Source organism: Mycobacterium sp., assembly GCF_052144515.1.
In the GTDB taxonomy this organism is placed as follows: Bacteria; Actinomycetota; Actinomycetes; order Mycobacteriales; family Mycobacteriaceae; genus Mycobacterium.
Genome location: NZ_JBKQQD010000569.1, coordinates 1 through 22,355, shown reverse-complemented (window position 1 = coordinate 22,355; position 22,355 = coordinate 1). Strand labels below are relative to the sequence as shown.

The 22,355-nt window shown below is 66.4% G+C and carries 20 protein-coding genes, 2 tRNA genes and 1 pseudogene; 7 read left to right on the top strand and 16 right to left on the bottom strand.

All coding sequences use genetic code 11. The features are described 5' to 3' along the window. Window positions 1-20: 20 nt before the first annotated feature. Window positions 21-1,445 (bottom strand): 3-isopropylmalate dehydratase large subunit, encoded by a 1,425-nt coding sequence (gene leuC, locus ACLP9N_RS39490; protein WP_442412482.1) that lies wholly within the window; start codon window positions 1,443-1,445, stop codon window positions 21-23. 70 nt (window positions 1,446-1,515) lie between these two features. Here leuC and ACLP9N_RS39485 point away from each other — a divergent pair, with 70 nt between their 5' ends. Together ACLP9N_RS39485 and ACLP9N_RS39480 are read left to right on the top strand one after the other, a co-directional pair. Then, window positions 1,516-2,217: an IclR family transcriptional regulator gene (locus tag ACLP9N_RS39485; RefSeq protein ID WP_442412481.1), complete on the top strand. Its 702-nt coding sequence runs from the start codon at window positions 1,516-1,518 to the stop codon at window positions 2,215-2,217. Window positions 2,218-2,347: 130 nt separating this feature from the next. After that, complete coding sequence (locus ACLP9N_RS39480) at window positions 2,348-2,860, top strand: PPOX class F420-dependent oxidoreductase (RefSeq protein ID WP_442412480.1); 513 nt, start codon at window positions 2,348-2,350, stop codon at window positions 2,858-2,860. 33 nt (window positions 2,861-2,893) lie between these two features. Here ACLP9N_RS39480 and ACLP9N_RS39475 read toward each other — a convergent pair. From ACLP9N_RS39475 to ACLP9N_RS39460, 4 genes are all read right to left on the bottom strand, one after another. Continuing rightward, window positions 2,894-2,966: transfer RNA gene (locus tag ACLP9N_RS39475), tRNA-Glu, on the bottom strand. Between the two features lie 72 nt (window positions 2,967-3,038). Continuing rightward, window positions 3,039-3,110 (bottom strand) — tRNA-Gln (locus tag ACLP9N_RS39470). Between the two features lie 115 nt (window positions 3,111-3,225). Then, window positions 3,226-4,698 carry a glutamate--tRNA ligase gene (gene gltX / locus ACLP9N_RS39465; RefSeq protein ID WP_442412479.1) on the bottom strand — a complete coding sequence of 491 codons (1,473 nt, stop codon included), beginning with the start codon at window positions 4,696-4,698 and terminating at the stop codon, window positions 3,226-3,228. Continuing rightward, window positions 4,695-5,492: a fumarylacetoacetate hydrolase family protein gene (locus ACLP9N_RS39460; RefSeq protein ID WP_442412478.1), complete on the bottom strand. Its 798-nt coding sequence runs from the start codon at window positions 5,490-5,492 to the stop codon at window positions 4,695-4,697. Before ACLP9N_RS39460 ends, gltX begins: the two co-directional genes overlap by 4 nt. 131 nt (window positions 5,493-5,623) lie before the next feature. Between ACLP9N_RS39460 and ACLP9N_RS39455 the strand changes: the two genes are divergently transcribed. After that, window positions 5,624-6,151, top strand: coding sequence for an MFS transporter (locus ACLP9N_RS39455; protein ID WP_442412477.1), 528 nt, complete (start codon window positions 5,624-5,626; stop codon window positions 6,149-6,151). 102 nt (window positions 6,152-6,253) lie between these two features. Here the strand turns inward: ACLP9N_RS39455 and ACLP9N_RS39450 are convergent, their stop codons facing one another. After that, window positions 6,254-7,273, bottom strand: a complete 1,020-nt coding sequence (locus tag ACLP9N_RS39450) for a 3-isopropylmalate dehydrogenase (RefSeq protein WP_442412476.1) — start codon at window positions 7,271-7,273, stop codon at window positions 6,254-6,256. After that, the gene (serA, locus tag ACLP9N_RS39445) at window positions 7,270-8,856 is read right to left on the bottom strand and encodes a phosphoglycerate dehydrogenase (RefSeq protein ID WP_442412475.1); all 1,587 of its coding nucleotides are present in this window, start codon (window positions 8,854-8,856) and stop codon (window positions 7,270-7,272) included. The genes ACLP9N_RS39450 and serA overlap by 4 nt, the downstream gene beginning before the upstream one ends. Window positions 8,857-9,013: 157 nt before the next feature. Here serA and ACLP9N_RS39440 point away from each other — a divergent pair, with 157 nt between their 5' ends. Both ACLP9N_RS39440 and wrbA read left to right on the top strand, forming a co-directional pair. Further along, a complete protein-coding gene (locus ACLP9N_RS39440) occupies window positions 9,014-10,444 on the top strand; it encodes a phytoene desaturase family protein (RefSeq protein WP_442412474.1) in 1,431 nt (476 codons plus the stop codon). After that, window positions 10,441-11,043, top strand: a complete 603-nt coding sequence (wrbA, locus tag ACLP9N_RS39435; protein WP_442412473.1) for an NAD(P)H:quinone oxidoreductase — start codon at window positions 10,441-10,443, stop codon at window positions 11,041-11,043. The genes ACLP9N_RS39440 and wrbA overlap by 4 nt, the downstream gene beginning before the upstream one ends. Before the next feature lie 64 nt (window positions 11,044-11,107). Here wrbA and ilvC read toward each other — a convergent pair whose 3' ends face one another. The 3 genes from ilvC to ACLP9N_RS39420 are packed head-to-tail and all read right to left on the bottom strand — an operon-like array spanning window position 11,108 to window position 14,527. Beyond that, the gene (gene ilvC / locus ACLP9N_RS39430; protein WP_442412502.1) at window positions 11,108-12,109 is read right to left on the bottom strand and encodes a ketol-acid reductoisomerase; all 1,002 of its coding nucleotides are present in this window, start codon (window positions 12,107-12,109) and stop codon (window positions 11,108-11,110) included. Between the two features lie 37 nt (window positions 12,110-12,146). Then, on the bottom strand, window positions 12,147-12,659 hold the full coding sequence (ilvN, locus tag ACLP9N_RS39425; protein WP_424075805.1) for an acetolactate synthase small subunit: 513 nt from the start codon (window positions 12,657-12,659) through the stop codon (window positions 12,147-12,149). Next, the gene (locus ACLP9N_RS39420) at window positions 12,659-14,527 is read right to left on the bottom strand and encodes an acetolactate synthase large subunit (RefSeq protein ID WP_442412472.1); all 1,869 of its coding nucleotides are present in this window, start codon (window positions 14,525-14,527) and stop codon (window positions 12,659-12,661) included. Before ACLP9N_RS39420 ends, ilvN begins: the two co-directional genes overlap by 1 nt. Before the next feature lie 325 nt (window positions 14,528-14,852). Here ACLP9N_RS39420 and ACLP9N_RS39415 point away from each other — a divergent pair, with 325 nt between their 5' ends. Next, window positions 14,853-15,191: a PH domain-containing protein gene (locus ACLP9N_RS39415; protein WP_442412501.1), complete on the top strand. Its 339-nt coding sequence runs from the start codon at window positions 14,853-14,855 to the stop codon at window positions 15,189-15,191. A gap of 20 nt (window positions 15,192-15,211) precedes the next feature. Here the strand turns inward: ACLP9N_RS39415 and ACLP9N_RS39410 are convergent, their stop codons facing one another. Then, window positions 15,212-16,081 carry a DoxX family membrane protein gene (locus ACLP9N_RS39410; RefSeq protein WP_442412471.1) on the bottom strand — a complete coding sequence of 290 codons (870 nt, stop codon included), beginning with the start codon at window positions 16,079-16,081 and terminating at the stop codon, window positions 15,212-15,214. 182 nt (window positions 16,082-16,263) lie between these two features. Here ACLP9N_RS39410 and ACLP9N_RS39405 point away from each other — a divergent pair, with 182 nt between their 5' ends. Continuing rightward, window positions 16,264-17,385, top strand: a complete 1,122-nt coding sequence (locus tag ACLP9N_RS39405) for a PQQ-dependent sugar dehydrogenase (RefSeq protein WP_442412470.1) — start codon at window positions 16,264-16,266, stop codon at window positions 17,383-17,385. Here the strand turns inward: ACLP9N_RS39405 and ACLP9N_RS39400 are convergent. From ACLP9N_RS39400 to ACLP9N_RS39380, 5 genes and pseudogenes are all read right to left on the bottom strand, one after another. Then, the gene (locus ACLP9N_RS39400; protein WP_442412500.1) at window positions 17,382-17,936 is read right to left on the bottom strand and encodes a flavin reductase family protein; all 555 of its coding nucleotides are present in this window, start codon (window positions 17,934-17,936) and stop codon (window positions 17,382-17,384) included. The two genes, ACLP9N_RS39405 and ACLP9N_RS39400, sit on opposite strands and share 4 nt — an antisense overlap. Window positions 17,937-18,012: 76 nt before the next feature. Beyond that, window positions 18,013-18,243 (bottom strand): hypothetical protein, encoded by a 231-nt coding sequence (locus tag ACLP9N_RS39395; protein WP_442412469.1) that lies wholly within the window; start codon window positions 18,241-18,243, stop codon window positions 18,013-18,015. Window positions 18,244-18,437: 194 nt separating this feature from the next. After that, window positions 18,438-19,943, bottom strand: coding sequence for an Asp-tRNA(Asn)/Glu-tRNA(Gln) amidotransferase subunit GatB (gatB, locus tag ACLP9N_RS39390; RefSeq protein WP_442412468.1), 1,506 nt, complete (start codon window positions 19,941-19,943; stop codon window positions 18,438-18,440). A gap of 98 nt (window positions 19,944-20,041) precedes the next feature. Next, a pseudogene (locus ACLP9N_RS39385) lies at window positions 20,042-20,953 on the bottom strand (MinD/ParA family ATP-binding protein). 291 nt (window positions 20,954-21,244) lie between these two features. Continuing rightward, window positions 21,245-22,276: an ATP-dependent 6-phosphofructokinase gene (locus ACLP9N_RS39380; protein WP_442412467.1), complete on the bottom strand. Its 1,032-nt coding sequence runs from the start codon at window positions 22,274-22,276 to the stop codon at window positions 21,245-21,247. Window positions 22,277-22,355 lie beyond the last annotated feature (79 nt).

Here is a 22,355-nt window from a genome sequence, read left to right as displayed (position 1 = left end):
TATTCCTCTAGTCAGTCAAATCAATTCAAGTCGGCCGGGGCGGACAGGGTGCCGCGAATGGCGGTGGCGGCGGCGACGGCCGGAGACACCAAATGTGTGCGACCGCCCTTGCCCTGTCGCCCTTCGAAGTTGCGGTTGGACGTCGCGGCACAACGCTCCCCGGGCGCGAGCTGATCGGGATTCATGCCCAGGCACATCGAGCAACCCGCCTGCCGCCATTCGGCGCCCGCTGCGGTGAAAATCTCACCGAGGCCTTCCTCTTCGGCCTGCGCGCGAACCCGCATTGAGCCCGGAACGACCAGCATCCGCACCCCTTGGGCCACCTTGCGGCCACGCAAGATTTCGGCCACCACCCGCAGATCTTCGATGCGACCGTTGGTGCACGACCCGACGAAAACCGTGTCGACCGCGATGTCGCGCATCGGCATCCCGGGACGAAGGTCCATGTACGCCAATGCTTTCTCGGCCGCCTGCCGCTCCCCGTCGTCGGTCATCAGTTCGGGATCCGGAACGTTCGCGGCCAGCGGCACCCCTTGGCCGGGGTTCGTCCCCCAGGTGACGAACGGGCTCAACGAGGCCGCGTCGAGATAGACCTCGGTGTCAAAGACGGCGCCGTCGTCGGTGCGCAGCTGCCGCCAGTAGTCGACCGCCGCATCCCACTGCGCGCCGGTCGGTGCGTGCGGGCGGCCGCGGATGAACTCAAAGGTGGTCTCGTCCGGAGCCACCATTCCGGCTCGGGCGCCGGCTTCGATGCTCATGTTGCAGATCGTCATCCTGCCTTCCATGGACAGCGATTCCATGGCGCTGCCCCGGTATTCGATGACATGACCCTGTCCGCCGCCGGTGCCGATCTTGGCGATCAACGCCAGGATCATGTCCTTGGCCGTCACGCCGGCGGGCAACTGCCCATCGGCCCCCCCATCAACATTGACCGCCATCGTCTTGAACGGCCGCAACGGCAGCGTCTGGGTTGCGAGCACATGCTCGACCTCCGAGGTTCCGATGCCCATCGCCAGCGCGCCGAATGCGCCATGGGTAGAGGTATGACTGTCGCCACAGACAATCGTCATTCCCGGTTGGGTCAGACCCAACTGAGGCCCGACGACATGCACGATGCCCTGTTCGATATCGCCCATCGGATAGAGCCGGACGCCGAATTCGGCGCAGTTGCGCCGCAATGTCTCGACTTGTGTGCGCGACACCGGATCGGCAATCGGCTTGTCGATGTCGATGGTGGGCACATTGTGGTCTTCGGTGGCAAGCGTCAGGTCGGGGCGGTGCACCGGGCGTCCGGCCAGGCGCAGACCGTCGAAAGCCTGCGGGCTGGTGACCTCGTGCACCAAATGCAGGTCGATGTAGATCAAGTCGGGACCCGAGCCCTCCCCGGGTACCACAACGTGGTCGCCCCAAACTTTCTCGGCCATCGTGCGCGCCATCCCTGACATATAGGCCTCGATTCCCTCGATTGCGGCTCGCTTAACTTGATCTCAGAATGCGAGACGCTAGTATCTCTTTGTGAGACAGCATAGCGGCATCGGCGTCCTCGACAAAGCCGTCGGCATCCTGCACACCACCGCGGAATCCCCCTGCGGGTTAGCCGAACTGTGCGAGCGAACCGGCTTGCCCAGGGCCACCACCTATCGCCTGGCAGCCGCGCTGGAGGTTCACCGCCTGCTGGCACGCGACGACGAAGGCCGTTGGCGACTTGGTCCCGCAGTGACCGAACTGGCGGCCCATGTCAACGATCCGCTGCTGGCTGCCGGCGCGGCGGTGCTGCCCGCGTTGCGCGAAACCACCGGCGAGAGCGTGCAGTTGTACCGCCGCGAGGGCACCTCGCGGGTGTGCGTAGCCGCGCTGGAACCGGCTGCGGGCCTTCGCGATACGGTCCCGGTCGGAGCGCGGTTGCCGATGACGGCAGGTTCGGGGGCCAAAGTGCTGTTGGCCTACAGCGACGGCGCGACCCGGGATGCCGTACTGCCGAACGCGAAATTCACCGACCGCGTGCTGGCCGAAGTGCGCCGGCGTGGTTGGGCGCAGAGCGTGGCCGAGCGCGAGCCGGGGGTCGCGAGCGTGTCCGCGCCGGTGCGGGACGGCCGCGGTGTCGTCGTCGCGGCCATCTCGGTGTCGGGGCCCATCGACCGGATGGGACGCCGTCCCGGTGCGCGCTGGGCCGCCGACCTGCTTTCCGCGGCCGAAGAGCTCACTCGGCGACTCTAAATCGCCCTCAATCGCCGAGCCTGCGGTCACGGCGGGAGTTTCGCTGAATGTCGCGCCCTGAGCGCGGGTTCAAAGCCGCTAGCGCAGAGTCAAGGACAAATCGGTCGCGCTGACCTGACACACTGACGCCATGGGAACCAATCAGCGCGCGAGCATCGTCATGTCCGAGGACGAGATCGCCGATTTCGTGGTCAAGAGCCGCACTGGGACACTGGCCACCATCGGTCCCGACGGCCAGCCGCACTTGACCGCGATGTGGTACGGCGTAGTCGACGGCGAAATCTGGCTGGAGACCAAAGCCAAGTCACAGAAGGCGGTCAACCTCAAACGCGATCCGCGGGTGAGCTTCCTGATCGAGGGCGGCGACACCTATGACACCTTGCGCGGGGTGTCCTTCGAAGGCGTCGCGGAGATCATCGACGATCCCGACGTTTCGCACCGGGTTGGAGTCAGCGTCTGGGAGCGTTACACCGGCCCCTACAGCGACGACATGAAGCCCTTCGTCGAGCAGATGATGAACAAGCGGGTCTGCGTGCGCATCGTGGCGCGGCGCACGCGCTCCTGGGATCACCGCAAGCTCGGAATGCCGGCCATGCCGGTGGGCGGATCGACCGCACCGGCGGTCCTGGGGACCGGCCAATAATCGGTCCTGAGGACCGGCCAATAAATTTTGTTGTAGCCCCGATGGGATTCGAACCCACGCTACCGCCGTGAGAGGGCGGCGTCCTAGGCCGCTAGACGACGGGGCCAGAACCGATCCGGGCTGCCAGCTTATCTCACCCCGGGATGCCCACCTAATCGCTTGCAGTGAGCGGACTTTGCTGGGGTACCAGGACTCGAACCTAGAATGGCTGAACCAGAATCAGCTGTGTTGCCAATTACACCATACCCCATTGGCTGCCTAAAACCGCTGTTCAGAGCAAGTTCTGGGGCTATTACTAGCGCCTAGAGCCGCAGCTGCCAGCCGTTGTCGGCCTTCGAGAAGCCGCTGTGCAGACTACCAAAGAATCAGGCCGCATCGACGCGCGCGGCCCGCAACCGCCGTAGGCTGCGGTCCCGGCCGAGCAGCTCGAGCGATTCGAACAACGGCGGGCTGACCGTCGTCCCGGTGGCGGCCACCCGGATCGGGCCGAAGGCCTTGCGGGGTTTGAGTCCCAGATCGTCGATCAGTGCGGCCTTGAGGGCATCCTCGATGTTCGCCGTGGTCCAGTCCGTCACACCGTCCAGCGCAGCTAGGGCGTCTATGGTCGCCGTGAGGACGCCGATCGCCTCCTCACCGAGCTCCTTGGCGGCGGCCTTCGGGTCGATGGCGTACTCGTCGTCGTTGAGGAACTTCAGCAGGTCCCATGCGTCACCAAGCACAACGATCCGGGTCTGCACCAGAGCGGCAGCAGTCGCGAAGTCTGCCGGGTCGAGCTCGATGTGGTGGCCGTGAGTAGCGAGGTAGTCGCGCAGCCGGTGCGCGAAGTCGTCCGGGTCGAGCATCCGGATGTGTTCGGCGTTGAGCGCGTCGGCTTTCTTCTGGTCGAACCGCGCCGGGTTGGAGTTGACGTCGACCACATCGAACGCGGCCACCATCTCGTCGAGGCTGAACAGGTCGTGGTCATCGGCGATCGCCCAGCCCAGCAGCGCAAGATAATTGAGCAGTCCTTCGGGGATGAAGCCGCGGTCGCGGTGGGCAAACAGATTCGACTGCGGGTCGCGCTTGGAGAGCTTCTTGGTTCCCTCCCCCAATACCGTTGGGAGATGCGCGAATTCGGGAACCCACTCGGCCACCCCGATGCGGATCAGCGCCTGATACAGCGCCAGCTGGCGCGGTGTCGACGGCAGCAGATCCTCGCCACGCAGCACGTGCGTGATCTTCATCAGCGCGTCGTCGCACGGGTTGACCAAGGTGTACAACGGATCTCCGCTCGCGCGGGTCAACGCGTAGTCGGGCACGCTGCCCGCCGCGAAAGTGGTCGTGCCGCGTACCAGGTCATTCCAGCTGAGGTCCTCGTCGGGCATCCGCAGCCGCACCACCGGCTTGCGCCCCTCGGCCAGGTACGCCGCACGTTGTGCGTCGGTCAGGTCACGGTCGAAGTTGTCGTAGCCCAATTTGGGATTGCGGCCCGCGGCGACATGGCGGGCCTCCACCTCCTCCGGCGTCGAAAAGGCATGGTAGGCCTCGCCGGCCGCGAGTAGCCGGTCCACCACGTCGCGGTAGATGTCGCTGCGCTGCGATTGCCGGTAGGGGCCGTAGGGCCCGCCGACCTCGGGCCCCTCGTCCCAGTCCAGGCCGAGCCAGCGCAGCGCGTCGAGCAGGGCCAGATAGCTTTCCTCGCTGTCGCGCTGGGCGTCCGTGTCCTCGATGCGGAAGACGAAGGTGCCGCCGGTGTGGCGGGCATAAGCCCAGTTGAACAGCGCGGTGCGGACCATCCCGACGTGCGGAGTGCCGGTGGGCGACGGGCAAAACCGGACCCGCACACTCGATGCGGTCATGACTTTTCTTTGCGGACTACGGGATTGGTGAGGGTGCCGATTCCCTCGATGGTGACCGAGACGGTGTCACCGTCCTCGATGGGACCGACCCCGGCCGGTGTGCCCGTCAAGATGAGATCACCGGGCAGCAGTGTCATGACCGCCGAGATCCATTCCACGATGGCGCCGACGTGGTGGATCATCAGCGAGGTGCGGCTATGTTGCTTGACCACGCCGTTCACTTCGGTGCGCAGTTCGAGATCGGAGGGGTTGACATCCGTGACGATCCACGGCCCAACCGGACAGAAACTGTCGTGCCCCTTCGCACGCGTCCATTGGCCGTCGGCCTGCTGTTGATCGCGTGCCGATACGTCGTTGCCGATGGTGTAACCAAGGATGCTGTCCGCGGCTTCGGCCGCTGAGACGTCCTTGCACGGCCGGCCCACCACTATCGCCAGCTCGCCCTCGAAGTGCACGGGTGATGCGTTGGCGGGCAACCGGATCGGCACATTCGGTCCGACGATCGCGGTATTGGGTTTGAGGAATATCACCGGATCCGCCGGCGCCGGACCCGTTTTGCCGCCCATCTCTGCGATGTGGTCGGCGTAGTTCTTGCCGACACAGACCACCTTGCTGGCGAGTATCGGAGCCAGCAGCCGGACATCGGCCAGCGGCCATGACCGTCCAGTGAAGGTAGGTGTGCCGAACGGGTGCTCGGCGATTTCACGGACGATCATCCCGCTGGGATCGTCCACCTCGCCCTCGATGCTGACGAAGGCGACGCCGTCCGGGCTGGCGATTCGACCAAGGCGCATTTGCTTGAGCCTAGTAAGGGGCGCCGGCGCGCGCCTTCCCGGCCCGGCCAGCGCGTGCAAGCATGAGCTGATGGCGAAGGACGCGACCGCCAAGGCGCCACCGAGCGCGGGGTGCCCGCTGGTCGATCGTCGTGGTTTCGCTGCTCGTGACGGCGACGTCCTTCCTCTTCATCAACGGCGTCGCCTTTCTGATCCCCGCGCTGGAGACGTCGCGCGGGACCCCGCTCACCGAGGCCAGTCTGTTGTCGTCGATGCCGAGCTGGGGCATGGTGGTCACGCTGGTCGGCTGGGGTTATGTGCTGGACCGGGTCGGCGAGCGGATCGTGATGACCGTGGGCTCGGCGCTCACCGCGGCGGCGGCCTACGCCGCGGCGTCGTTGCACTCGATGGTGTGGGTCGGCGTGTATTTGTTTCTGGGTGGCATGGTCGCGGCGAGCTGCAACGGCGCCGGCGGCCAGCTGGTGTCCGGCTGGTTTCCGCCCGACCAGCGCGGCCTGGCGATGGGAGTCCGCCAGACCGCGCAACCGCTGGGAATCGCTTTGGGCGCCTTGGTGATGCCCGAACTGGCCGAACACGGTATCCACGCGGGGCTGATGTTTCCTGCGGTGGCGTGCGCGGTGGCGGCCCGGCCGCCGGTCCCCCGCTCTTCGGCGCGCTGATCAGCGCCGCCAAGTACCCGCCCGCATGGGCGCTGTGCGGATTGTTCCCGCTGGCGGCGGTGCCGTTGGTGCCGGTGCGCCTGCTACCGCCGGGATTGGAGACTAGAGCGCGGCGGCAATCCGTTCGCCGACTTCGCTGGTGGCAAGCCGTTCGTTCGGCCGTGTCGCCAAATAGGTCTCGACGGCACGATCCACCCGGGCAGCGGCGTCATCCTCGCCGAGGTGGGCAAGCAGCATCGCCACCGACATGATCGCCGCGGTCGGGTCGGCGATGCCCTGACCGGCGATGTCTGGCGCACTGCCGTGTACCGGTTCGAACATCGAGGGATTGGTGCGGGTGGCATCGATATTTCCACTGGCGGCCAGGCCGATACCGCCGCACACCGCCGCGGCCAAGTCGGTGATGATGTCGCCGAACAGGTTGTCGGTGACGATCACGTCGAAGCGGCCGGGATCGGTGACCAGGTAGATGGTGGCGGCGTCGACGTGTGAGTAGGCCACCTCGACGTCGGGGTACTTTTCGCCGACTTCGCCCACGATCCGCGACCACAGCGATCCGGCGAAGGTCAGCACGTTGTTCTTGTGCACCAGCGTCAGGTGTTTGCGGCGCCGCTGGGCGCGCTCGAACGCGTCGGTGACGACTCGGCGCACCCCGAACGCGGTGTTCAGGCTGACCTCGGTGGCGACCTCGTGGGGGGTTCCGACGCGAATCGCCCCGCCGTTCCCGGTGTAGGGACCCTCGGTCCCCTCGCGCACCACGACGAAGTCGATTGCGGGGTTGCCCGCCTCCCTTTTTAAGGGGCTTTCCACGCCCGGGTACAGCCGGGACGGTCGCAGGTTGATGTGGTGATCCAGCTCGAAGCGCAGGCGCAGCAACAGACCTCGCTCCAGCACGCCGCTGGGGACAGACGGATCACCGATCGCGCCCAGCAGGATCGCGTCGTGCTGCCGGAGTTCGGGCACCACCGAGTCCGGAAGTACCTCGCCGGTGGCGTGAAAACGCCGGGCCCCCAGGTCGTAGCTGGTCTTCTCCACACCCGGCAGCACGATGTCGAGGATTTTGACGGCCTCGGCGACCACCTCCGGCCCGATTCCGTCGCCCGCGATAACCGCCAGTTTCACGACAGATCAACCACTTCGAGCTTCTTGGCGCCCACCGCCGCCGCGATCGCCGACCGCACATCGTCGGGCACGTCCTGGTCCAGCCGCAGCAGAATCGTCGCCAACGGGCCCTCGGCGTCTTCGGACAGCTGTGCCGCATGGATGTTCACGCCAGCGCCACCCAGCAAGGTGCCGATCTTGCCCAACGCTCCCGGCTGGTCAACGTAATGGACGATCAGGTTGATGCCCTCGGCGCGCAGGTCAAAGTGGCGGCCGTTGATCTGCACGATCTTTTGCACCTGCTGCGGCCCGGCCAGCGTGCCGGCGACGTTGACGGCTGAACCGTCGTGGGCCACCGCCCGCACGTCTACGACACTGCGATAGTTGGGGCTTTCCGAGGCCGTGGTGATTTCGGCGGTGACGCCGCGTTCGGCCGCCAACGCCGGTGCGTTGACGAAAGTCACCGGACCCTCGACTACCGCCGAGAACAGTCCGCGCAGAGCCGAAAGCTTCAGCACCTCAACGTCTTCGGCGGCCAGCTCGCCGCGCACCTGCACCGACAAAGACACCGCCGGCCCGTCGGACAGCTTGGCGACCAGCACCCCGAGCTTGCACATCAGGTCCAGCCAGGGCGCCACCTCCTCGTTGACCACTCCGCCGCCGACGTTGACCGCGTCGGGAACGAACTCCCCCGCCAGCGCCAGCCGTACGCTCTCGGCCACGTCGGTGCCGGCCCGGTCTTGCGCCTCGGCGGTGGACGCCCCCAGGTGCGGTGTCACCACCACCTGCGGCAGCTCGAAAAGCCGGCTGTCGGTGCATGGTTCGGTGGCGAACACGTCGAGACCGGCCGCGCGCACATGACCGCTGCTCACCGCTTCGGCCAGCGCAGCCTCGTCCACCAGGCCGCCGCGGGCGGCGTTGACGATGATGACGCCCGGCTTGGTCTTGGCCAGCGCATCTTTGTCGATCAGGCCCGCCGTTTCGGACGTCTTGGGCAGGTGCACCGAGATGAAGTCGGCGCGGGCCAGCAGGTCATCGAGGGACAGCAGTTCGATGCCCAGCTGCGCGGCGCGGGCCGGCGCCACATACGGGTCGTAGGCCACGATGTGGGTGCCGAAGGCGGCCAGCCGCTGGGCGACCAGCTGGCCGATCCGGCCCAGCCCCACCACGCCGACGGTTTTGCCGAATATCTCGGTGCCCGAGAACGACGACCTTTTCCAGGTGTGCTCGCGCAGCGTGGCATCGGCCGCCGCGACTTGGCGCGACGCTGCCAACAGCAGCGCTATCGCGTGCTCGGCGGCGCTGTGAATGTTCGACGTCGGGGCGTTGACCACCAGCACGCCGCGTTCGGTGGCGGCGTCCACGTCGACGTTGTCCAGGCCCACGCCGGCGCGGGCGACGATCTTGAGCTTGGGGGCCGCTGCCAGCACCTCGGCGTCGACGGTAGTGGCCGACCGCACCAGCAGCGCGTCGGCCTCGGGCACCGCGGCCAGCAGTTTCTCCCGGTCGGGACCGTCGACCCAGCGCACCTCGACCTGGTCTCCCAGGGCGGCGACGGTTGATTCGGCAAGTTTGTCGGCGATTAAAACAACAGGCAGGTTCACGCCGACAGCGTAGTCACCTGCTCGGCGGAGGCTGCTGGCGGATTCCCACCGATGCAGCGCCACCAGGGTCGTATATACGCATACGACCGATTGCAATGTGCGCATCTGCGGCGAATAACGCACGTCGACTCCCCGTGCGATGGGTTGTAATCGACGGGTGGACGTTACCGTCGTCGGTAGCGGGCCCAACGGGCTCGCTACCGCTGTGATCTGTGCCCGCGCCGGTCTGAAAGTGCAGGTCGTCGAGGCGCAGCCGACCTTCGGCGGCGGCGCGCGCACCGCGGCCGATCCCGACTTCCCTTCCGTCGTGCACGATGTGTGCTCGGCGGTTCACCCGCTGGCGTTGGCGTCACCGTTCTTCGCGGAGTTCGACCTGACCGCGCGCGGCGTGCAGCTGGCCGTGCCCGAGATCGCCTACGCCAACCCGCTGCTCGGCCGACCCGCGGCCATTGCCTATCAGGATCTGACGCGCACGTGCGACGAGTTGTCCTACGGTGCGTCCTGGCGACGGTTGCTGGGTCCGCTGGTTGAGGACTGGGGCGCGGTGGTGGGATTGCTGCTCGGCGACAAGCGTTCGGTGCCGCGTTCGTTGCCGGCGGCACTGCGATTGGGCCTGCGGATGCTGGCCCAAGGCACGCCGGCGTGGGGGTCGCTGTCCGGCGAGGATGGCCGCGCCTTGTTCACCGGTGTTGCCGCCCATGTGCTTTCGCGGATGCCGTCATTGACGGCGGCCGGTGCCGGGTTGATGTTGGCCACACTGGCCCATTCGGTCGGCTGGCCGATTCCGTTGGGGGGCAGCCGGGCGATCACCGACGCGCTGATCGCCGACCTGCGCGCGCACGGCGGTGAGCTGACCGCTGGTGTCGAAGTAACAGACCCGCCACACGGTGTCGTCGCATTTGACACCGCCCCGACCGCGCTGCTGCGGATATACGGTGACTCGCTCCCGCCCCGGTACGCTAAAGCGTTGCGCCGCTATCGATTTGGTCCGGGCGTTGCCAAGGTGGACTTCGTGCTCGGCGACGACATTCCGTGGTCCGACCCGCGGCTGAAACAGGCGCCGACTCTTCATCTGGGCGGCACCCGCGAGCAGATGGCGCGAGCCGAGGCCGACATTGCGGCCGGGCGTCACGCCGAGTGGCCGATGGTGCTGGCGGCCTCGCCGCACGTCGCCGACTCCGGACGCATAGACGGCCAGGGCAGCCGCCCATTCTGGACCTACGCCCACGTACCGTCGGGGTCCACCCTGGATGCGACCGAGGCCGTGACCGGGATTGTGGAGCGGTTCGCACCCGGCTTCCGCGACATCGTGCTGGCGGCGCGTGCAGTGCCCGCCGCCCACATGGCCGACCATAACGCCAACTACGTCGGCGGCGACATCGGGGTGGGCGGAAATTCCGCCTGGCGCGCGATCGCCGGCCCCACGCCGCGGCTGGACCCTTGGCGCACAGCGATTCCAAAGGTATATCTGTGTTCGGCGGCCACCCCGCCCGGCGGCGGCGTGCACGGCATGGCCGGTTACTACGCCGCCCGCACGCTGCTGCGTCGGGAGTTCGGGATCACCGGTATGCCTAGGATGACGCCGTGACGAAACTCGCGATCATCTATTACTCCGCCACCGGCCACGGCACAACGATGGCGAAGCGTGTCGCCGCGGCCGCAGAGGCCGCGGGCGCCGAAGTCCGCGTGCGACACGTCGCCGAAACCCACGACCCGGAATCGTTCGCCCACAACCCGGCCTGGACGGCGAACTACGAAGCGACCAAGGATCTTCCCGCGGCCACCGGCGACGACATCGTCTGGGCGGACGCGGTCATCTTCGGATCGCCGACTCGGTTCGGCTCGCCCGCAGCGCAATTGCGCGCCTTCCTCGACTCGCTGGGCGGGCTGTGGGCCGACGGCAAGCTGGCCGACAAGGTGTATGCCGGCTTCACGTCGTCCAACACCGTCCACGGTGGCCAGGAGACCACCCTGGTCTCGCTCTACCTCACGCTGATGCATTTCGGCGGCATCATCGTGCCGCCGGGATACACCGATCCGTGCAAGTTCGTCGACGGCAACCCGTACGGGGTGAGCCTGGTCTCGACGCATGACAACATTGCCGAATTCGACGAAGCGACCCAGAACGCCCTTGACCACTTGGCCCGCAGGGTAGTACTGACGGCCCAGCGCCTCGCCGACACTTAACCCACGCACACGACACGCCGGGAAGGACCGCCGTGGCTTAAGTTTCGGTGCGGTGGCCGCCGAATTAGGCCGTTTCGGTGATGGGGCGGTCGACCCAGCTCATCAGGTCGCGCAGCTTCTTGCCGACGACCTCGATCGGGTGCTCGGCGTTTTCCTTACGCAATTCCTCGAGTTGCTTGTTGCCGCCGTCGACATTGGCGACCAGCTTCTTGACGAAGGTGCCGTCCTGGATCTCGCGCAGAATGACGCGCATCCGCTCCTTGGTGTCGGCGTCGATTACTCGCGGACCCGACAGATAACCGCCGAACTCCGCGGTGTCGGACACCGAGTAGTTCATCCGGGCAATGCCACCCTCATACATCAAGTCGACGATCAGCTTGAGCTCGTGCAGCACCTCGAAGTAGGCCATCTCCGGCGGATAACCCGCCTCGACCATCACATCGAAACCGGCCTTCACCAATTCCTCTGTGCCACCGCACAACACGGCTTGCTCACCGAACAGGTCGGTTTCGGTCTCGTCCTTGAAGGTGGTCTTGATGACGCCGGCCCGGGTGCCGCCGATGCCCTTGGCGTAGGACAGCGCCAGCGCTTCGCCCTTCCCGGTGGGGTCCTGGTCGACCGCGATCAGACACGGCACACCCTTGCCGTCCACGAACTGGCGGCGCACCAGGTGGCCGGGGCCCTTGGGGGCCACCATCGCGACGGTGACATCGGCAGGCGGCTTGATCAGGTCGAAATGGATGTTGAGCCCGTGCCCGAAAAACAAAGCGTCGCCGGCCTTCAGATTGGGCTCGATCTCGTTCTTGAAGATGTCGGCCTGCGCGGTGTCGGGCGCCAGCAGCATGATCACGTCGGCCCACTTGGCGACCTCGGCAGGGGTGTCGACATCCAGGCCCTGCTCCTCGACCTTGGCCCGGGACTTCGAACCCACCTTGAGCCCGACGCGCACCGGCACGCCGGAGTCACGCAGGCTCAACGAGTGCGCGTGGCCCTGGCTGCCGTATCCGATCACGCCGACCTTGCGGCCCTGAATGATCGACAGGTCTGCATCGTCGTCGTAGAACATCTCTAATGCCTCTGGCACCTGAATATCTCCTTCTTGACTATTTGGCCGTGCCGATACCGCGCGGACCGCGGGACAACGACACCATTCCGGATTGAGCTATTTCGCGGATGCCGAACGGCTCCAGCACGCGCAGGAACGCCTCGATCTTGCCGCGGTCGCCGGTCGCCTCGATGGTCAGCGATTCCGGCGAGACGTCAATAACCTTGGCGCGGAACAGATTCACCGCTTCGATCACCTGACTGCGGCTACCCGCGTCGGCGCGCACCTTGATCAGCGCCAGTTCGCGGGCCACCGAGTTGTCGTCGTCCTGCTCGATGATCTTGATGACGTTGATCAGCTTGTTGAGCTGCTTGGTGATCTGTTCGAGCGGGGTCTCCTCGGCGGAGACCACGATGGTCATCCGCGACATATCCTTCTGCTCGGTGGCACCCACCGCCAGCGACTCGATGTTGAAACCGCGTCGCGAGAACAGCGCCGCCACCCGAGCGAGGACGCCGGGTTTGTCCTCGACCAGCACCGACAACGTATGCGTCCTAGGCGATCCGGTCATCAGGCGTGCCCTTCGGTTTCGTCGTCGAAAAGCGGGCGGATGCCGCGGGCGGCCTGGATCTCGTCGTTGCTTGTCCCGGCGGCCACCATCGGCCACACCTGCGCGTCGGCGCCGACGATGAAGTCGATCACCACCGGACGATCGTTGATCGCCCGGGCCTGGTTGATGACGTCGACGACGTCCTCTTCACGCTCGCAACGCAATCCGACGCAACCGAGCGCCTCGGCCAGCTTCACGAAGTCCGGGATGCGGTGCGAGTGCGTAGCCAGATCGGTCTGCGAGTAACGCTCGTCGTAGAACAGGGTCTGCCACTGCCGCACCATGCCCAGGTTGCCGTTGTTGATCAGCGCCACCTTGATCGGTATGCCCTCGACCGCGCAGGTGGCCAGCTCCTGGTTGGTCATCTGGAAGCAGCCGTCGCCATCGATCGCCCAGACCTCTGCCTCCGGGCGCGCCATCTTGGCGCCCATGGCAGCCGGAACGGCAAAACCCATGGTGCCCAGCCCGCCGGAGTTGAGCCAGGTGCGCGGCTTCTCGTAGGAGATGAACTGCGCCGCCCACATCTGATGCTGGCCGACGCCGGCGACGTATAAGGCGTCCGGGCCGGCGATCTGGCCCAGCTTCTCGATCACGTATTCCGGGCCCAGGCTGCCGTCGCTCTGCGGCCCATAGCTCAACGGGTAGGTGGCCCTGACGTCGTCCAGATACGCCCACCAGTCGGTCATGTCTGGGATTGCGGGGGTGCCAGCACCCCTGTCGTGGCGCAGCATCGCGAGCAGTTCGATGATGACGGCCTTGACGTCGCCGACGATCGGCACGTCGGCATGGCGGTTTTTGCCGATCTCGGCCGGGTCGATGTCGGCGTGAATGACCTTGGCCTCCGGCGCGAAGGTGTCGAGCTTCCCGGTGACCCGGTCGTCGAAGCGGGTACCCAGCGCGATCAGTAGGTCGCTGCGCTGCAGGGCCGCCACCGCGGCGACCGTGCCGTGCATGCCGGGCATGCCCAGGTGCTGGCGATGGCTGTCCGGGAACGCACCGCGCGCCATCAGCGTGGTGACCACCGGGATACCGGTCAGTTCCGCCAACTCGGCCAGCTCTTCGGTCGCCTCGCCGCGGATGACGCCGCCGCCCACGTACAGCACCGGCTTGCGCGCCGCCGCGATCAGCTTGGCCGCCTCACGGATCTGCCTGCTGTGCGGTTTGGTGTTCGGCTTGTAGCCGGGCAGCTCCATTCGCGGCGGCCAGCTGAACGTGCACTGGCCCTGCAACACGTCCTTAGGGATGTCGATGAGCACCGCGCCCGGACGTCCCGAGGCCGCGATGTGGAACGCCTCGGCCATCACCCGCGGAATGTCGTCGCCGGCGCGAACCAGGAAGTTGTGCTTGGTGATCGGCATCGTGATGCCCGAGATGTCGGCCTCCTGGAAGGCGTCGGTCCCGATCAGCGCGCGCCCGACCTGCCCGGTGACGGCAACCACCGGGATCGAGTCCATCTGCGCATCGGCCAGCGGCGTAACGAGATTGGTGGCACCGGGACCCGAAGTCGCCATGCACACCCCGACCTTGCCCGTCGCGTGCGCATAGCCACTGGCAGCGTGACCGGCACCCTGCTCGTGGCGGACCAGCACGTGGCGCAGCTTTTTCGAGTCGAACAGCGGGTCATACACCGGCAGTACGGCGCCGCCGGGAATCCCGAAAATGACCTCGACGTCGAGTTCCTCCAGCGACCGGATCACCGACTGAGCGCCGGTGAGTTGCACCGGTGCAACCCGTTTCGGTTGGGCCGCAGGAGGTTTTGCGGCGGATTTCACGGTGTCCGGCGCGCCGTTGGCCGCATGGTCCGGCTGTGGCTTGGTAGGTGCGCTCACTGTGTCCCCTTAGGTCCTCGTGGTTGCTTATTCGCGGTGGAAATCTCATTGGGGGGCGCATGAAAAAACCCCCGTCAGCTCCTGCTGTACGAGGGTTGCGCGTTGGTGCTGGATCGCTTCAAATGCTGAAGAACTAGTCAGACACCAACGCGCCGACTAAGTACTACGAGCATTCCGGGCTTACCCATAGCGTCCGACGGTAGTCTTCGCACAGCTCAGCAGTCAAATCCGGTGGCTTCGACACATGGGGCGCCAGGCCCCAGCTGACGGGTGAAATGATGCTCGGGTGGCTGATGGCTCGCCCGTGGTGATCAAGGTTTCGCCGATGGCGCACTTCGCAGTCGGATTCTTGACCCTCGGCTTGCTGATACCGGTGCTGGCGTGGCCGCCGTGTGCCCCACTGCTTGTCATCCCGGTGCTGTTGTCGGCGTTGATCGTCCGGCTGCGCACCGTCGCCGACGGCCAGGGCGTGACAGTGCGGACCCTGCTGGGCAGCCAGTCGGCACGCTGGGAGGACATCGACGGGCTGCGTTTCAACCGAGGTTCCTGGGCACGGGCGCGGCTCAAGAGCGGCGCGGAATTACGACTGCCCGCGGTCACTTTCGCGACCTTGCCACTGTTGACCGAAGCCAGCTCGGGACGGGTGCCCAACCCCTACCAATGAGCCCCTAGCAGTGAGCGGCGTCAGGCGATCGGATTCACACCGTTGAGCAGCACCCAGACGCCCACACCGGCGGCGATGCCGCAGACCAGCGCGACGAACGACCCGATGAACGGTCGGTAGGCCCAGCCCCGGCCGCCGTCAAGGCCGTAGCGGCCGGGACCGGCCAGAATGACGGCGACGGCCATGACGATCAGAGTGATCTGGTATTCGTGCCCGTCCGGCAGGAAGTACGTCAGGGTGTGCGAGTGCGGCTTGGCCGAGATGGTGGCGAGCAGACCGTTGATCAGAAACGCCAGCGCACCCGCGGCGGCCACCGGAGTAAACAATCCCAGCACCAGCAGCGCGCCCGAAGCGATCTCACCGCCGGCGCTCACATAGGCGAGGATGTCGGCGTGCTGGTAGCCGACGTCGGACAGTGAATTCTTGAAGCCGGTCAGCCCTTGGCCGCCCCACCATCCGAACAGCTTCTGCAGGCCATGAGCGGCCAGCACCACGCCGAGCCCGACGCGCAAAATCAACAATCCGAGATGCTGGGTGCCGCGGCGGCCGACGGCGCGCTGGCGCTCATCCTCGTCGTGCTTGTCGACCTCGGCGGGCTCGGTCGCCGAAATCGGTGTCGCCCGGGCCGGCGATTGCGGCTGGACGTACGGCAACGGCTCCTGATGGTCGAGCAGGCTGTATCCCGGACTGCCGGGGACGCCCGACTGGCTCGGGTCCTGGTAGGGGATCACGCCGGTGGTTCCGAATTCGCCTGGATACCCGACCGGAGTCAGATCATCTTCGGGGTCGACCAGGCGGGCCGCGGCGGGGCGTCCCGGGGCTTGCTCCGGGGCCTGCTCAGAGGCTAGGCCCGGCCGCTGCCAAGGTGCGTCATGCGATTGACTGGTCACGGGTGACAGGGTAAAGGCAAATGTCCCTGAATTTGGGATTTGAGCGGCGCTTTCGCCGGGCAATCGGCGCTCGACCCGGCAAATGGGCCCAGATCGGCCTCAGATGGCCCAAATGCGGCTTCCGACGACACCGTCGGCACCATGGTGGCGGCGGTGCCCGCGATGTCCGTAGCCTGTCGGTCATGCATCTAGGGCGGTCGGTTCGGTGCGGGCTCGCCGCGCTGTCCGTGGTGGTGCTGGTAGCGAGCGGCTGCGCGCGGTTCAACGACGCACAGTCGCAGCCCTTCACCACCAACCCGGAACTTCGGCCCCAGCCCAGCTCGACGCCTCCCCCGCCGCCGCCGCTGCCCCCGACGCCGTTCCCCAAGGCGTGCCCCGCGCCAGGGGTGATGCAGGGCTGCCTGGAGAGCACCAGCGGACTGATCATGGGGGCCGACAGCAAAACCGCGCTGGTTGCCGAACGCACCACCGGCGCCGTCAAGGAGGTCTCGGTCAGCGCCGAGCCGAAGGTGAAGATGGTCATCCCCGTCGACCCGTCCGGGGATGGCGGCTTGATGGACATCGTGCTGTCGCCCACCTACAACCAGGACCGGCTGATGTACGCCTACATCAGCACGCCCACCGACAATCGGGTCATCCGGGTGGCCGACGGCGATGTCCCGAAGGACATCTTGACGGGAATCCCCAAGGGCGCCAACGGGAACACCGGCGCGCTGATTTTCACCAGCCCCACCACGCTGGTGGTGCTGACCGGTGACGCGGGCAACCCGGCGATGGCCGCCGACCCCAAATCGTTGGCCGGCAAGGTGCTGCGCATCGAGCAGCCGACCACCGTCGGTCAGGCGCCGCCGACGACGGCGCTGTCCGGTGTCGGCTCCGGCGGCGGCCTGTGCATCGACCCCGTCGACGGCTCGCTGTACGTCGCCGACCGCACGCCCACCGCGGACCGGTTACAGCGGATCACGAAGAAGTCGGAGGTCTCCACCGTGTGGTCCTGGCCGGACAAGCCGGGCGTGGCCGGGTGCGCGGCCATGGATTCGACCGTGCTGATCAACCTGATCAACCCCAAGCAGACGGTGGCGGTGCGGCTCGCCTCATCGACGGGCGCGGTCACCGGCGAACCCGATGTGGTCCGGAAGGACACTCACGCACACGCGTGGGCGCTGCGGATGTCGCCGGACGGCAACGTCTGGGGCGCGACCGTCAACAAGACCGCCGGTGACGCGGAGAAGCTCGACGACGTGGTGTTCCCGCTGTTCCCGCAGGGTGGCGGCTTCCCGCGGAACAACGACGACAAGACTTAGAGCCCGTCGATGGTGAACCGCAGGCCGTACTTGCGCGCCACGTCGACGCGGGGTTGACCGCGGAAGAACGCGGGGTCGGGCTCGCCGCCGGAATCGTCGTCGTCGTCGAGGTCGTCGACGTCCGAGAGGTAAAGCGGATCGTCGTCGGAGGACTCCGGCGCCCACGTCGCGACGGGTTCCAGCAGGTACGCCACATGATCCCCGACGTCGAACCGGTTCACGATGCGGCCGACGAACCACGCGATCGCGTCATCGAGCATCGGCATTCCCTGTGGGCCGGCGCGCCACGAGCAGCGATCGAATTTGTTGATCTGATGGCCGCTTTGGCTGCCGAACAGTTCGGCCAGGGCGCGGTGGCGCCGCGACAATACGTGCACCGCCAGGTGCTGGGACAGGCTCGCCACCCCGAAGGTGTGGCTGCCCTTGGCCAAGCCGACGAGGAACCTTGGCGGCGCAACGCCGGTCTGGGTGGCGAAGCCCACCAGACAACCCGCGGGTTGGCCAGCGGCCTGGGTGGTCACCACGAACGCCGGCAAGTCCAGCATCGTCATGAATTCTTCGAAGGTTTCGTCCAGCACCTCAACATCATGGATCCACACCGCGTCTCCGGCACGGGTTTCCCGATGATCAGTCGGCCAGCTCTCGAGGAATCACGAACACGTCGACGAGCGCGCCGTTGCGGTGACGAGCCGCTTCGGCGGCCGGGCTGCCCGCGACAACGCTGATGACCTGCAGGCCGTTCGCGGTGCCCAGCGCGGCTGTGGTCCGGTTTAGGTCTGGATCACCTCGTCGACGACCCGGCCGTTGCGCGTGGGCAGCGGCCCGAGTTGATGGCGGTGGCGCAGCGCGACCGACCAATAGACGATTCTTGAATGTGATATCACCTGCGATATCGCATTTGTGAATCGCCTAATGGCCGGCCGATGGTACTCATGCGGCCCACGTGATTACTGAAGCATGCTGATCACGCCTGCGGCTGGCGCTCTTGCGGCATAACCGCCTCAGCGTCGTAGCCGCGTGCGGTATGCCTGAGTTCGCCATCGCCAGCACCGTCAGCCCTGCCCGCAGGCCTTGAGCACCAGTTCGCGTACCCGGGCCGCGTCGGCCTGGCCGCGGGTGGCCTTCATCACCGCGCCGACGATCGCGCCCGCCGCGGCGACCTTGCCGCCGCGAATCTTTTCCGCCACATCGGGATTGGCGGCCAAGGCCTCGTCGACGGCGGCCTGCGTCACCGAGTCGTCGCGCACCAGCGCCAGGCCGCGGGCGGTCATCACCTGCTCGGGTTCGCCCTCCCCGGCGAGCACACCCTCGACGACTTGGCGGGCCAGCTTGGTGGACAGCTTGCCCTCGTCGACCAGCGCCACCACCGCGGCGACCTGGGCGGGGGTGATGGACAGCTCGTCCAGGGTGACGCCGGCCTCATTGGCCTTCTGCATCAAGAAGTTTCCCCACCAGGCGCGGGCCTGTTCGGCCGGCGCGCCGTGTTCGATGGTCGCGGTGACCATTTCGATCGCGCCCGCGTTGACGAGGTCGCGCATCACCTCGTCGGAGATGCCCCACTCCTGCTGAATCCTCTTGCGGCTCAACCACGGTAGCTCGGGAATGGTCTGGCGCAACTGCTCGACCAGCTCGCGGCTGGGCGCGACGGGCTCCAGGTCCGGCTCGGGGAAATAGCGATAATCCTGGGCGGTCTCCTTGGCGCGGCCCGGGCTGGTGTATCCGGCCTCGTGAAAGTGCCGGGTTTCCTGCGTGATTTGGCCACCCGACAGCAGGACCGCGGCCTGGCGCTGCATTTCGTAACGCACCGCGACCTCAACACTTTTCAGCGAGTTGACGTTTTTGGTTTCGGTCCGGGTGCCGAATTCTACGGTACCGATCGGCTTCAGTGACACGTTGGCGTCACAGCGCATCGAACCCTGGTCCATCCGGACGTCGGATACATTCAACGCGCGCAACAGGTCTCGCAATGCCGTCACGTAGGCCCGGGCGATCTGCGGCGCCTGGTCTCCGGCTCCCTCGATGGGCTTGGTGACGATTTCGATCAGCGGCACGCCGGCACGGTTGTAGTCGATCAGCGACGTCGTGGCGCCGTGGATGCGGCCGGTCTCGCTGCCGATGTGGGTCAGCTTGCCGGTGTCCTCCTCCATGTGCGCCCGTTCGATTTCCACCCGCCAGGTGCTGCCGTCCTCCAGCGGAGCGTCGAGGTAGCCGTTGATGGCGATCGGCTCGTCGTACTGCGAGATCTGGTAGTTCTTGGGCATGTCCGGGTAGAAGTAGTTCTTCCGGGCAAAGCGGCACCACGGCACGATCTCGCAGTTCAGCGCCAGCCCGATCCGGATCGCCGACTCCACCGCCACCTGGTTGAGCACCGGCAATGAACCGGGCAGCCCCAGGCACACCGGGCACACCTGGGTGTTGGGCTCGGCCCCGAACGTGGTCGAACAACCGCAGAACATCTTGGTCACGGTGGACAGCTCGACGTGCACCTCGAGTCCGAGCACTGGATCAAAGCGCGCGATGACATCGTCGTAATCCAGCAGATCAGCCACTGAAGTCATGCGATCGATCCTAGTGGTGACCGCGAGGGCGGCGGAGCCGGCCGCGGCGGGTCACCACCAGAGGGCACAGTGGTGGTGGTAGGCCAAGGGCCCGGCGGTCAGCGGGATGCCCGGCTGGGGAACATGTCGGCCAGCGCGGCGGCCATCTCCAGATAGCAGCGCCTGCTGTCCTTGCTCAATTTGCCCAGCCCGATCTCTCTGCCCTCATGGACATGCCGGTCGAAGGGCAGCACCACCGTGGCAGCGACGTGAGCGGACAATTGCTGAGCTCCTTGGCGGCCACAGTGTCAGGCTTGCGCGGCTCGACGTGGTTTATCGCGAGCACGGTCGAACCGATCAACTTCCGATATCCGTTGTTGGACAACCACTCCAGCGTGGTTCTGGTCTTTCGGATCGCGTCGATGGAGGTGCTGCTGACCACCACCAGGGCTCGTGATTCCGGCAGAACCGCCTCCATCACACTGGAATTGAGCTCTTTGACGCAGTCCACCAACACCAGCGAATAGTGGTTTCTCAGAATCGAAAAGGCTTTCACGACGTCGCTGCGCCCCAAACGCCAATTGGTGTGCGTAGTCCGGCAGGCCGAGCGCTTCCAGCCCGCAGCTGTTCATGTAGCTGTGCGCCCGCACGTCGATATACCGCGTGACCGTGCCGTCGGAGATCAGGTCGGCCATGCTCAGCGGGTTGCGGCGACCATGCCGACTCACCAAGTCCCCGGCGTCCAGGTCGAGGGCGACAATCCGGTCGTTGCGGGCGTCGGCGAAGGTCGAGCCCAATGCCTCAACCACCGCGGTCTTGCCGACACCACCTTTAAGGTTGAGCACAGCGATGGGAAACGCGCTGCCCACCGATGTCCGGACGCGATCCCGTAGGCCGGCTTCGTAGGCCGATCCCTTACCCGGACCCAGATCGATTCCCGTGACCCGATGGATCACCCCTCGCCAGCCCAACCTGTCCGGGCTCGCTTCGTTCTGCTGGTCGAGGCCGTCAAGCGCCGTGCCACCGGGGATCCGCTCACGGCGAAGCGGCGCCGCAATCCGCATCGCGGGGGTCGGCACGGACGGGTCATCCGATCCGGGCGGTCGCCAGAACCCAGTCGAATCGGCGCGGTAGGCCCGTGGACGAGCAGGCGGGTTCGTAGGCCCAGCCGGTGGAGCCGCACGCTGAACGACTCTGCGATAAGAACCGCTCATGTTTGCCGGTATTTCCAATTTGAGCTGGCCGGAAACCGGGAAAAACCACGTGTTCGGCAAACCTTCGGTAGCGCTGACTTAACGACTGTGTGAATTCGCTTGCCGAACTCAGCCGAAGAAGGCGGCGGCGTCGTCGTAGCGGCTCTCGGGCACCAGCTTGAGGTGGCGCGTCGCATCCGCCAACGAGACCCTGCCGATGTCCTGCCCGCGCAACGACACCATCTGGCCGTACTCCCCCGCGTGCGCGGCGTCGGCCGCGTTGACACCGAACCGGGTGGCCAGCACCCGGTCGTAGGCCGTCGGCGTGCCGCCCCGCTGGACGTGGCCGAGCACGGTCACGCGGACCTCCTTGTTGATCCGCTTCTCCACCGCAACACCCAGCTGCGCCGCCACCCCGGTGAAACGCTCATGGCCGAACTCGTCAATCCCGCCCTCGCGCAACGTGATTGAGTCCGCGATTGGCTTGGCGCCCTCGGCGACGACGCAGATGAAGTGCGAGTCCCCACGCTGGAAGCGCCGTTTGACCAGCCGGCACACCTCTTCGACGTCGAATGGCTGTTCCGGGATCAACGTCATGTGCGCGCCGGAAGCCAGCCCAGAATTCAGCGCAATCCAGCCGGCGTGGCGGCCCATCACCACCACCAGCATCACCCGCTGGTGGGATTCGGCGGTGCTGTGCAACCGGTCGATGGCATCGGTGGCCACCGTCAGCGCGGTGTCGTGGCCGAAAGTCACGTCGGTGCAGTCGATGTCGTTGTCGATTGTCTTGGGTACGCCGACCACGGGGACGTTCTCCTCCGACAGCCAGTGCGCGGCCGTCAGCGTGCCTTCGCCGCCGATCGGGATGAGCACGTCGATGCCGTTGTCATCCAGGGTCTGCTTGATCTGGTTCAGCCCGGCCCGCAGCTTGTCGGGGTGCACGCGGGCGGTGCCCAGCATGGTTCCGCCTTTGGCCAGCAGCCGGTCATTGCGGTCGTCGTTTTTCAGCTGCATGCGCCGGTTCTCCAGCAATCCACGCCAGCCGTCCTGGAATCCGACCACCGACGAGCCGTACCTGCTGTCGCACGTGCGCACGATCGCCCGGATGACGGCGTTTAGCCCGGGGCAGTCGCCGCCTCCGGTGAGAATTCCGATCCGCATGCTTTCATCTTGCCTGTGCGGCCTGGCGATGGCGCGAGCAGTCGCAAAATCGCCCAAAACGAGGCTTTATAGGGCGATT